This window comes from Streptococcus sp., from assembly GCF_019414905.1.
Lineage (GTDB): Bacteria > Bacillota > Bacilli > Lactobacillales > Streptococcaceae > Streptococcus.
Window position 1 is genome coordinate 1 of record NZ_DXLC01000006.1, and the last position, 12,464, is coordinate 12,464.

At 38.3% G+C, this 12,464-nt stretch carries 9 protein-coding genes, 1 tRNA gene and 1 pseudogene; 3 read left to right on the forward strand and 8 right to left on the reverse strand.

Going from position 1 to position 12,464, the window contains the following annotated elements:
* Positions 1-97: 97 nt before the first annotated feature.
* Together QZ359_RS00070 and QZ359_RS00075 are read right to left on the reverse strand one after the other, a co-directional pair.
* Positions 98-222: pseudogene (locus QZ359_RS00070) on the reverse strand (IS630 family transposase); the annotation flags it as partial.
* A 202-nt stretch (positions 223-424) separates the two neighbouring features.
* A complete protein-coding gene (locus tag QZ359_RS00075; RefSeq protein ID WP_000123926.1) occupies positions 425-2,050 on the reverse strand; it encodes a malolactic enzyme in 1,626 nt (541 codons plus the stop codon).
* A gap of 273 nt (positions 2,051-2,323) precedes the next feature.
* On the opposite strand from QZ359_RS00075, the gene QZ359_RS00080 reads away from it, so the two are divergent.
* Both QZ359_RS00080 and QZ359_RS00085 read left to right on the forward strand, forming a co-directional pair.
* Positions 2,324-2,674, forward strand: coding sequence for a helix-turn-helix transcriptional regulator (locus tag QZ359_RS00080; RefSeq protein WP_000208712.1), 351 nt, complete (start codon positions 2,324-2,326; stop codon positions 2,672-2,674).
* A gap of 127 nt (positions 2,675-2,801) precedes the next feature.
* Positions 2,802-3,680, forward strand: a complete 879-nt coding sequence (locus QZ359_RS00085) for a LysR family transcriptional regulator (protein ID WP_060806098.1) — start codon at positions 2,802-2,804, stop codon at positions 3,678-3,680.
* A gap of 398 nt (positions 3,681-4,078) precedes the next feature.
* On the opposite strand, the gene QZ359_RS00090 is transcribed toward QZ359_RS00085, so the two are convergent.
* The 5 genes from QZ359_RS00090 to QZ359_RS00110 all read right to left on the reverse strand — a co-directional run bounded on the left by QZ359_RS00090 (position 4,079) and on the right by QZ359_RS00110 (position 10,569).
* Positions 4,079-5,005 (reverse strand): ATP-binding cassette domain-containing protein, encoded by a 927-nt coding sequence (locus tag QZ359_RS00090; RefSeq protein WP_033688124.1) that lies wholly within the window; start codon positions 5,003-5,005, stop codon positions 4,079-4,081.
* Positions 5,006-5,015: 10 nt separating this feature from the next.
* The gene (locus tag QZ359_RS00095) at positions 5,016-6,083 is read right to left on the reverse strand and encodes an ABC transporter ATP-binding protein (protein ID WP_000159550.1); all 1,068 of its coding nucleotides are present in this window, start codon (positions 6,081-6,083) and stop codon (positions 5,016-5,018) included.
* 8 nt (positions 6,084-6,091) lie between these two features.
* Positions 6,092-7,018, reverse strand: a complete 927-nt coding sequence (oppC, locus tag QZ359_RS00100; protein ID WP_004255894.1) for an oligopeptide ABC transporter permease OppC — start codon at positions 7,016-7,018, stop codon at positions 6,092-6,094.
* Positions 7,018-8,514, reverse strand: a complete 1,497-nt coding sequence (locus QZ359_RS00105) for an ABC transporter permease (RefSeq protein WP_261266517.1) — start codon at positions 8,512-8,514, stop codon at positions 7,018-7,020. Before QZ359_RS00105 ends, oppC begins: the two co-directional genes overlap by 1 nt.
* A 66-nt stretch (positions 8,515-8,580) precedes the next feature.
* Entirely contained in the window at positions 8,581-10,569 is a 1,989-nt protein-coding gene (locus QZ359_RS00110; RefSeq protein WP_293944595.1) for a peptide ABC transporter substrate-binding protein, read from the reverse strand.
* A 167-nt stretch (positions 10,570-10,736) separates the two neighbouring features.
* On the opposite strand from QZ359_RS00110, the gene QZ359_RS00115 reads away from it, so the two are divergent.
* Positions 10,737-10,807 (forward strand) — tRNA-Cys (locus QZ359_RS00115).
* 196 nt (positions 10,808-11,003) lie between these two features.
* Here the strand turns inward: QZ359_RS00115 and QZ359_RS00120 are convergent.
* Entirely contained in the window at positions 11,004-12,335 is a 1,332-nt protein-coding gene (locus tag QZ359_RS00120) for a hemolysin family protein (protein WP_293944598.1), read from the reverse strand.
* Positions 12,336-12,464 lie beyond the last annotated feature (129 nt).

A 12,464-nucleotide genomic window follows, 5' to 3' on the forward strand; every position in this document is an offset into this window, starting at 1 on the left:
TTCCTATCTTACCACCTTTTTCATCACCTGTCAAGAATATTTCAGAATTTTTTAAAATTTTTCGAAAATTCTTTCCTAATTCTTTCAATTCTTTTAGGATAATTTCAAAGATTTGCCCATTAGACAAAATAGAACGATTTGAAGACTTTTATGGTATTCAGTTGTACTAGAGTTTTTTAAAAGTGTTTTGATGGCTTGTATTTCTTCTTTGGTTGATTTCATATCACTATTATATAATGCATTTTGATTTTAGTGTAGTATTAAACTGACTCTTGGCAGTCGGACAAAAAATCGACAGTTATTTTATACTGTTTAAAACCATTAGTCAATACGACAATCTCTTTACTTTTCGGTTATCAACTCTGTAGATTGCTAACATATCCAAAATAAGCTAAGTATCCCGAGGATAGGTAGCAGAAATGAATTATTTATACTCTGGATACCACTTCAAATCACGAACTGCTTTGGCCATATCTGTTTCCTTAGCGCGTGCAAGACCTTGCTCTTGTGCTTTTTTAGCGACTGCTTCTGCTACTTTAATAGAAACATCTGCTACATACTTGAATGGTGGCAAGACAGGAGCTCCTGGTTGGCCTGGATTGACAATACCACTCAATGAATGCGCCGCTGCTCCAATCATTTCATCAGTCAAAAGACTTGCTTCAGAAGCCAGCATACCTAGACCAAGACCTGGGTAAATCAGGGCATTATTTGCTTGACCAATCACATAATCTACACCTTTATAAGAAACCGTATCAGCAGGAATTCCTGTTGCGACAAAAGCTTTGCCATCTGACCATTCAATCAAATCTTTGGCACTAGCTTCTGCTAGTTTGGTTGGATTTGACAAAGGGAAGATCATCGGACGCTCTGTATTTTCACACATAGCTTCTACTATTTCTTTAGTGAAGGTATTAGGCTGAGTTGAAGTTCCTACAAGAATGGTTGGCTTCACAGTCTTCACTACTTCAAGCAGGTCAGTCAACTTATCTGCGTTACTAAAGTCAGCACGTTTCTTAGCAAATGGTTTTTGCTCTGGTGTCAAGTCATCCATGTCATCAAAGAGAAGACCTTGTTTATCAACCATAAAGAAACGTTTATAGGCTTCTTCTTCAGAAAGACCTTCACTTACCATTTCACGAAGAACACGAGAGGCAATTCCTGCACCCGCAGTACCACCACCATAGCAGAGATAAACTTGATCTGTTAATTTTTCACCACTAATATCCAGCGAACCAAAGATACCACCCAAGGTAACGATTCCTGTACCTTGAATATCATCATTAAAGGTCGGAATTTGTTTCCGGTATTTTTCAAGAATATTGGCAGCATTCAAGCGGCCGAAGTCTTCCCAGTGAAGGTAGAGTTTAGGAAAGAGACGTTCTGCTGTTTGAACAAATTGGTCAATGAAGTCGTAGTAACGATCTCCGCGGACCCGTTCGTGACGATTTCCTAAGTAATTAGGATTGTTACGAAGTTCTTCACGGTTAGTCCCTGCATCAATGACTAAAGGAAGGACCATCGAAGGATCGATTCCAGCAGCACCCGTATAGACCATCAATTTCCCAACAGAAATATCGACACCATTTGTTCCCCAGTCGCCAATTCCAAGGATTCCTTCTGCATCTGTTACAACAATGAGACGAATCTCGCGACCCCCGGCAGCGTTTTTCAAAGTAGCTTCAATATTTTCAGGATGATTAATATCAAGATATCCCGCATATTGGGGATCTACAAAAAGATCACTATAGCCTTCAATCGTATCTGCAATGGTTGGATCATATACAATTGGATTGAATTCTTCCAAATGTTGAGAAAAGAGGTAATAGAAAAGAGTCCTGTTGGTATTAAAAATTTCCATTAGGAAAAGACGTTTTTCCAAATCATTGGCTTTTGTTTGCATTTGTGCATAAGTTTGCGCCGCTTGTTCTTCAATCGTTTGAACATACGGTGGCAGTAAACCAATAAGGCCTAGTTCCTTTCGCTCCTCTAAGGTAAAGGCAGTACCTTTATTGAGGAAAGGATTGTTTAAAATATCATGTGCAGTCATAGTGCAACCTCCTTTTTACTTACATTATACCACATGAAACGAATTGTTCGTAAAACGTTGTTGTTTAAATAATACAATTGTATACGCATATGTTATAAATTTCTGAACTCATCAAACTCTCGATGATCTCTCTTTACTAAAAGTTTCGAGTAAAATAAACCAATCATACAAATTGACAATCCTCATTAAAATAAATATCATATAGGTATGTTATGTAATACTTTGTATTTTTTAAGGTGTTTTTTTGTCATATAAAACTTGTATTCTATTTATATGACAACTAAAAACTATTTACAACAATATATTTCCCAAAAAGTGAAATATTTTCGAACACAGAATAAAATGAGCCAGGAAGAACTTTCGGAACAAGCAGGACTCGGGCTTAAGTATATCAATCAACTTGAAAACCAAAATGTGAATCTGACCATTCACAGTCTTGAAAAAGTAATTGACGCCCTAGAAATGACCCCAGAGGAATTTTTCAATTTTGATAGCCTTGAATCAACCTCTGATAAGAGTGACAATCTTTCACTCAAAAGAATCAACATGAAGATTAAACAGCTCCCTATTGATAAACGAGAAAAAATGTTGGTCATTTTTGAGAGTATCTTAGATAATCTTTGAGAACCCTGACTCACTTACATTTTAACTGGTGAATACTCGTATAGTCAAATTGTAGGATACGGATAAAAATTATTTATCTGCTGTTTTCCACTTATTTTCCTTCTCCAACTAATGAAAGTGAACCCATATGAATTTAAAAGATCTACAATATTTTTATGACCTCTGCCAGCTTCAATCCTATACGGAAGTAGCAAAACAACATAAAGTCAGCCAACCATCTATTTCTTATGCTATCAAGCGCTTAGAGGAATCCTTTAACTGCAAATTGATTCACCATGACCCCTCGCATCGTTCCTTCAAGCTAACTCCTCAAGGACAAATCCTTCTAAAGCATACAGAACTGATTTTACCTGAGGTCATTTCTACTCGCAAAGAAATTAATCGCTCCTTGGCACAATACTCTACTGTAGGATTCCCTCCTATTATCATTCAGTATCTCTTTGCTGCCTTAAACGAAAAAGATAAATTCGATTTTTTAAAAAAGATACGCCCTATCCGCGGTGGCTCCGTAGAGTTATTAAACCTTCTCCTTAAGGGAGACCTTAATGCAAGCCTACTCGGTTTGATTGAACCTCTCAATTATCCTTCAATAGAGACACACGAGCTATTTCATAAAGAACTGTATGTCGTTTTATCTAAGAACCATCCTTTTGCCACTGTTCCTTCCCTCGCTTTTGAAGAATTAGTAGATCAATCCTTTATACTCTTAGACGAACACTTTGTTCACCTGAAAGCTTTTGAAACGCTTAATCAGAAGCATCAAAACAAGGCAGAAATATTCTTTAAGACTGATGACATTGCCATCCTTAAAGAACTTTTAAAGAAAGGGATTGGCCTTAGTTTACTGGCTGATATCGCACTTTCTGATGAAGATGATGATTTAATAAAAATTCCTCTTATACCGAAGGACAAGATAACTTTTACAGTTTATTACGCTTACCTTAAATCAGCTACACCGTCATCAGAAGTAGAAGCCTTATTTAATCTCCTTAAATCATATGAATAGAAAAAACTCTAACTATCAATGAACTGATAGCTAGAGTTTTTTACATTGTAGATATTATACTCAATGAAAATCAAAAAGAAAACTAGGAAGCTAGCCTCAGGTTGCTCAAAACACTGTTTTAAGGTGGTAGATAGAGCTGACGTGGTTTGAAGAGATTTTCGAAGAGTATTAGACTATAGTAGATTGAAACAGAATAGTACACTTTGACTTCTAAAACATTACTAGAAATTGATTTGACTGTCCTGATTGATTTATCCTATTTTTATTTCATTTTACTATATCATTTTAAAATTTTTCGAAAATTCTTTCAAGGCACTTTCAAAGTTTTTTCAAATCAGTCCAACAAAAAAAGGTTTATAATTTCCATAAAAGTTGACATGGAAATTATAAAACCATTATTAGTTTAACCCTTGTTGGTAACGCGCCAATTCGGCTTGGTTAGCCCAAACATAATGACCTGGACGGATTTCAACCATAGATGGCTTATCAGTCTCATAGTCGTGTTGACTCGGGTCGTAAACCTTTAAGACCTTCTTACGTTCCAAGATTGGATCTGGGATTGGTACCGCTGAAAGCAAGGCTTGAGTATATGGGTGAATTGGATTGTTAAACAATTCTTCTGTTTCAGCAACCTCTACAATAACACCCTTGTAAATAACTGCGATACGATCTGAAATAAAGCGAACGACAGACAAGTCATGGGCGATAAAGAGATAGGTCAAACCAAGTTCTTTTTGGAATTTTTTGAGCAAGTTCAAGACTTGGGCACGCACAGAAACGTCCAAGGCTGAAATTGGCTCATCCGCAATAACAAAATCTGGTTGCATGACCAAGGCACGGGCAATACCGATACGTTGACGTTGACCACCTGAGAATTCATGAGGGTAGCGAGTCAAGTGCTCAGCAAGAAGCCCTACTTCACGGATAATATTTTTAACTTTCTCTTTACGTTCTTCTTCATCTTTGAACAGACGGTGATTGTAAAGACCTTCAGAAATAATATAATCAACAGTCGCACGTTCATTCAAACTTGCAGCAGGGTCTTGGAAAATCATCTGGATACGACGAATCAATTCTGCAGCTTGTTCACGCGATTTCTTACCATTAATCTTTTGACCTTCAAAAATGATATCTCCATTACTTGTATCATTGAGACCAATGATAGCACGACCAATAGTTGTTTTCCCACTACCTGACTCACCTACAAGCGAGAACGTTTCTCCCTTGTTGATAAAGAAGTTAGCATTTTTAACTGCGACAAACTTCTTACTTCCTTCACCGAAGGAAATTTCTAAATCTTTGATTTCTACTAATTTTTCAGACATTTCCTTCCTCCTAGTCAGCTAGATGGGCAAATCCCATTTTTTCACGGATCTTATCATGGAGATTTGCAATCACAGCTGGTTTTTCTACTTTTGGAGCATCCTCATGAAGTAGCCAAGTTTTAGCCCAATGTGTCTCTGATACTGAGAATTGAGGAGCTTTTTGTTCGAAGTCAATCTGCATTGCATAGTCAGAACGCAAGGCAAAGGCATCCCCTTTCAGGTCAGTATAAAGTGACGGAGGTGTTCCTGGGATTGAGTAAAGATCCCCTTTATCATCAGCAAGCTGAGGCAAGCTAGACAAGAGACTCCATGTATATGGATGGCGAGGGTCATAGAAGACTTCCTCAACAGTTCCATACTCAACGATTTCTCCTGCATACATAACCGCTACCTTATCTGCAATACTTGCCACCACACCAAGGTCGTGGGTGATAAAGATTGTTGTGAAATGGTACTCGTTTTGCAAGGATTTCAGCAAATCAATAATCTGAGCTTGGATGGTCACGTCCAAGGCAGTCGTTGGCTCATCACAAATCAAGACATCAGGTCGGCAGGCAAGGGCAATCGCAATAACGATACGTTGACGCATTCCTCCAGAATATTGGAATGGGTATTCATCAAAACGTCTATCTGCATCTGGAATCCCAACCTTATTCATGTAATCAATGGCCAATTCTTTCGCTTCTTTGGCTGTTTTTCCTTGGTGTTTTACAATAACTTCTGTAATCTGACTACCAATTGTTTTAATTGGGTCCAAACTAGTCATTGGGTCCTGGAAGATAGTCGCAATCTTAGCACCACGAATTTGTTCCCAATCCTTGTGAGAAGATAAGGCTGTCAAATCTTGACCACGGTAGTCAATGCTTCCTTGGGCAATGCGACCATTTTCTTCGAGCATACCTGTGAAGGTCTTTGTCAAAACAGATTTTCCTGATCCTGACTCACCTACCAAGGCCAATACTTCACCTTCAACTAGTTCAAGAGAAACGCCGCGAATGGCTGTCAATACTTTGTCACGAACGTCAAATTCCACGACAATATCGCGAGCAGTCAAAATTACATTTTTTTCTTTTGTCATTTCTACTCCTATCTATGTGTACGTGGATCACTAGCATCCGCTAAGTTTTGACCAACTACGAAAAGGGACAAGGATACCAAGACAAGAGTTGTCAATGGAATCCAGAAGAGGTAAGCATTTGTCGTTACGTTCTGAGAGTAATCTGAAATCAAACGACCCAAGCTTGGAACTGTAATTGGCAATCCAAGTCCAAAGAATGAAAGGAAAGCTTCGTATGAGATAAAGGCTGGAAGCATTTGAGATGTCGTCGTAACGATAACAGATACCAATTGTGGCATAATGTTTTTTACAACAATCTTAAAGGTTGGTGTTCCAAGTGTACGTGAAGCAAGGTTATACTCCAAGTCACGATAACGCATGATCTGAATACGAATCGAGTAGGCAATACCAATCCAAGTCGTCACACTCATGGCAAAAATCAGATTCCAGAATCCAGCTCCGATTGAGTAAGTCAAGACAATGACAATCAAAAGAGATGGGATGTTTGAGATGACGTTATAAACTTCCATCATCACGCGGTCAACTGATTTTGAAATTCCCCAAATACCACCGACAAAAACACCGATAACCAAGTTAATTACTGTCGCAATCACAGAAATGAGGATAGAGTTACGAGCTCCGAACCAGACACCGTCAAAAAGAGATTTACCGTTACTGTCTGTACCGAACCAATGCTCAGCATTTGGCTTGATATAACGAGCACTAAAGTCGTTTACCTTGCTGACATCATTGAAATCAAACTTAGAAAACATTGGGTAGATGAAACTCATCAAAATGATAGCTACCAAGATTCCCAACATGACTACAGTTGATTTCTTCTTCATAAATTGTCTAAACACTGAACCCCAGTATGAATAAGCTGGCGCATCAATAGCTTCAGAGGCAAAATCGTCACGTTTTACAAACTGAAATTTTTCTTTATCGATTGTAGACATTATTTGCCTCCTTTCTCAGTCAATTTAATACGTGGGTCAATAATAGTCATCCAAATATCTCCCAAAAGAAGTGAGAAGATAGAAATACATGTAAAGATGAAGACAAGACCAACGACCATAGAGTTATTAGATGCTTTTACAGAGTCAATCAACATTTTACCCATACCTGGGAAGGCGAAGACTGTTTCAGTAAGGGTTGCACCACCAATAACCCCGATAACGGCACCAGGAATTCCTGAAACCAGCGGAACCATGGCATTTTTAAAGATGTGTTTGTTTGAAATTTCTTTTTCAGACAAACCTTTGGCACGAGCAAAACGAACAAAGTCCTGTGATTGCAAGTCAATCATGTAACGACGAATCCAAATAGCTGTACCAGGAGCACCCAACAAACCAAGAATCACTGCTGGTAAAACATACGAACGCCAATCTCCAGCACCCAAAATAGGGAATGAATCTGGAAGACCAATTGATGATCCAATCAAACGAACAATGTAAACCAAGGCAATGGTTGGAAGGGCCATCAAGAAGGTCAAAAACCCTGTTGAGAAGCTATCAATCCAAGTATTCTTGAAGCGAGCCATAGCTGAACCAAGTGGCACGGCAATCGCATAAGAAATCACCAAACCAATCAATCCAACGACTGCAGAGCTAGCAATCATAGAAGGATATTGGTAATTGCTTTCCGTAGCTGTATAAGGGTCATCTTTTCCGTAGTTGGCTACTTCACGAGAGTCAGCCTGACTAGGCGATTTGTAGGTTCTTGAGTAAATATTTACAGAAGAAGTTTTCTTACCTGTTGGGAACTGAACTTGAGATGTTTTTGTTTGTCCTTGTCCTTGAGTAATAACCTGTAAAACAGGGCTATTAGCATAGGTTGGATAAGAGTCACCTAAATTGATGTTCACAAAGTTTTGATGCACAAATGGGAACTGACCGTTGAAGTACAAGAGATATTTATGTTTCGTTCCTGAACCGACCAATGACCATCCAATCGCTGGATCATTTTCAAAACGAAGGTAGCGTTTCAAATCTGGATTCTCAGGGTCTTGAATTTTATTTGTATGATCAATGTCAATCAAGTTAGCATAGAATTTGAAAACACGTTCAAAAATCGGGATTTCACGCGTAGCGTAGAATTGGCCACTTTCAGTAAATTCTCCCAGGGTCCAACCATGACCGATTTGTTTGATGTATTTTTCATAGATGGCCTTGTTGGTATCATTGGCTTCAACTGTTACAGAAGCATCCATCTGGCTAGCTTTTTCTTGCAACTCTTTGGTATCGTAGTATTCGATATAGCCCATACGCTCATAAACGGTATTCTCATAGTTATCACGTTTATCAGCAGTTGTCGCAATCTTGTTATAGTTGGTATCCTGTTTGAAAATCAATTTTCGAGGAACCATTGTATAGATAATCGTGTAAGTCAAGGTTGTTACTAAGAAGATAGAAACCAATGACCGCAAAACACGCATAAAAATATATTTTTTCATATCATTTCCTTTAAAAATCCCAAAAGAACCTTCTCCTCATGGAGAGAAAGTTCTATTGAAAATTATTTACTTCACATGACTTGCCAATTCTTTTTGAGCTTTCTCGTTTGACTCAGTCTTTTCTTTCAACCATTTTTCACGAGCTTTTTCATACTCTTCTTTGGTGATTGCTTTTTCACCAACTTCAGTGTACTTCAAGTATCCTGAATTTTCACCTTTAAGGCCGGCTACAGAATATGAAGAGCTAAATGGTAGAACTTTTGAAACATATGAAACGGCTGTTTCTTTAGGAGAAGCCATTACTGGAATTGTCAAAGCATTGTCAGTCAACCAAGCTTGTGCTACCGCGTATTTTTCATAACGTTTTTGAACATCTTGGTTTTCGCTGTTTGCGTCATCAAGTAATTTTCCATAGTCAGCTAAACCAAGTTTGCTTACTACTGATGCATCTGTGTTTTGGTCAATACCAAGGTAAAGGCGAGTGCTTCCTCCCTTAAGGACGAATTGATCCAAGAAAGTAGAAGGATCTTGATAGTCAGGGTTCCATCCTAGCAAGGTATGGATATCCCAGTCTTGCTCTTTAGCTGTTGGAGCGCTAAATGAAATTGGTAAAGCTTCCGCTTGAGTCATTTGTTGTAAGTCTACAACAACATTATCTGAACCCAATACTTTTTCAATTGATTGTTTCAATGATTGAACACGGTTTACAACCGCTGTTGATTCTTGGATAACCAGGGCATCCAAGTGGATTGGGAATTCAACACCTTCAGCTTGTAGGCTTGATTTTGCTTTAGCAAAGACTTCTTTAGCCTTTTCTTCATTGTAAAGGCCATTTTGAGAATCTGCTAGAGACACGTTTGACCAAGTAGAAGAATTTGTCTTAGTCAAGCTATCTTGTACCAATTCACCAAATGTTTTCTTACCAACTTGAAGATTATAAGGTGCAAACGTATTACGGATGGCTACTGCAGCTCCATCAGTACCATTTGTTTGAGCTGAATAAGAATTGCGATCGACTGCAAAGTTCAAGGCTTGACGGAATTCCTTGTTTAACAACGCTTTCTGAGTAGATGTCTTTTGGGCATCACTTGTTTTGGCAGTGTGGTTATAGGTTGTACGGCCATAGTTCAAGCTGACAGTTGCAACACCAGCACCTGGTTCGTTAAAGTAAATGTTATCTTTGAAGTCAGCTGCATATTTTTCATATGTAGAACTTGTAGGGAAGATACGAGCTTTGCTATATTGACCATCAGAAAAACCTTTGGCAATTACATCTTGATCCTTACCATCCCAGAAAGTGAACTTAACGTTCTCAATTTTTACATTTTCTTTATCCCAGTAAGCGTCATTTTTAGCCATCTCGATAGATGATTTAGGAGTTACAGCCTTCAAGACAAATGGACCGTTATAAAGAATAGAGTTGGCATCTGTTGGGGCACCAAAACCTTCCCCTTTTGAAGTTAAGAATTCTTCATTAACTGGCATCAAAACACCACTAGTTGTCTTGTCATTCCAGAAAGTTTCTGGCTGGTTCAAGGTATATTCTAGTGTTTGATCATCAATCGCTTTTACTCCAACGGTTGAAAAATCGCTTGTTTCACCCTTGATATAGGCTTCTAATCCCTTAATAGAAGAGCTAACGATTGAAAGTCCTTTTGATTTTCCATCTACGGCGTGTTTCAAACCAGTAACAAAGTCTTTAGCAGTGACAGGAGCGTACTCTTCCCCCTCTGCAGTTACCCATTTAGCATCCTTACGGATTTTATAGGTATAAGTCAAACCATCTTTTGAAACTGTCCATGATTCAGCAATAGAAGGAACCAGGTTACCATATTTATCATTAGCCAACAAACCATCTACAGCATTTGTTGTGACGAAAGATGTTGAATCGATATTGCTGACGATATAATCCAAGGTTTCTGGATCTGTTTGATAAACATATTGGTAATCTTTTGCTAGTTTAGCATTATTTGAACTAGTGTTTGAACACGCAGCTAGAACTCCTGACGCTAATAAGGTAGCCCCCGCTACAGCAAGCACTTGACTTTTTTTCATTTATTTACTCCTCTTATAAAGTATAGGTTATTATTGATTATACCATATATTTTAAGATATTTCAATAAAAGTAAACGAATTTTCAGAATATTTAGGCTTATTAACACAAAAAATCTGAAAAAGCTATTGACTGAAAATCATTTTCAAGGTATAATAATAAACGTTAAGGCGGTATAGCCAAGTGGTAAGGCACGGCTCTGCAAAAGCTTGATCGTCGGTTCAAATCCGTCTACCGCCTTCTATAACTTGATTTTTCAGGTTTCATTTAAACAGAAAGCCCAATATAAAGGGCTTTTTTCTTTTTCCTCGAATAAATACGTATAACTTTAAAAAACTTTTGAGGCAAGTTTGGGGCTGAGTTTTTCGAGGACACAATTCCCTCTTGAAATCAACTGAAAAAAGCTTCGTCACGCCTGGTGACAAAAGCCTCTAGTTTACTCTGTTTCTTCTTCTATTTCGACTTCGGTAATTTGGACTTTTACCTTGGTAACACGTCCATTTTTCACCTTATCATTGGTTAGGATAAGCTGTTTGTTTTGGCTGACTAATTCATAACTGAGTTTCTCAGTCGTTGGAATGGTCCCAACTCCTGTCAAATAGTAACCAGCGATGGTATCAACGTCATCACTTGCCAGTTCAACATCAAAGTAGTCATTAAAATCATTGAGATTCATAGTACCTTGAACGATATAAGTATCTTCTCCAATTTGATGAACTTCGATTTCAGCCTTATCTGTTTCGTCATCGATTTCCCCAACGATTTCCTCTAAGAGGTCTTCAAGTGTCACCAAACCAGCCATCCCACCGTATTCATCCAGCAAGATTGCCATTTGTCTTTGGGTATTGCGCAATTCCTTTAACAAGTCATCCACAAAAATAGTTTCAGGAACAAAAAGTGGATCTTGTAAGATTTTCTTCCAAACAATATTGTCAAAACCGTCCACAAAGCCTGCCTTAAGGAGACTCTTGGTGTGAATAATCCCAATCACATTGTCCTTATCCCCATCATAGACAGGGATACGAGAATAATTTTGTTTTAAAATACTTTGAATAATGGTTTGACTATCATCCTGAATATCGACCATAAAGGCATCTGTTCGAGGAACCATAACTTCTCTGGCCATTAATTCGTCCAGTGAAAAAATCCCTTGTAACATCTCAATTTCGTCAGCATCTAGTGTTTCTTCACTATTGGTCAGCATGTACTCAATTTCATCACGGGTCATTTTTTCATCAGCATCGTCAAAGGTCATAGGGGTCAAGCGACTCAAGAGATTGGTAGATGCAGACAAGAGCCAAACAAAGGGACTAACTAGTTTCCCAAGTCCAATGATAACTGGCGCTGTACGAATCGCCAAGGCATCCTTTAGATTAAGAGCGATTCTCTTAGGATATAATTCCCCAAAAACGATGGAAATATAGGTCAAAAATGCCAAGGATAGAAAAGTTGCCACGGCATAAGATGTTTCGCCATTTCCAAGCCAAGAGGCAATCACACGCCCTAGAGTATCAGCTAAACTCGCCCCTGATAAGATCGTAATCAGGGTAATCCCTACTTGAATGGTTGATAAAAAGTGGTTAGGATTTTCTAGTACCTTCAGCAGACGGATATAGCGTCTATCTCCTTCTTCTGCCTTTTGTTCAACCCGCGCACGGTTAAGTGAAACCATGGCCATTTCGGTGGCTGAGAAAAAGGCATTTAACACCGTCAAGATAAACAACAAAACAAATTGTAGCAACAAATTCTGACTACTTGGGTCTTCCATAGTTCTTCTCCTAAAATAGTATCTTATCCTTTATTATATCACAAAATATAGTCCAGTACATATTATTTTTTCTCATACTCTTCGAAAATCTCTTCAAACCACGTCAGCTTTATCTGCAACCTCAAAGCT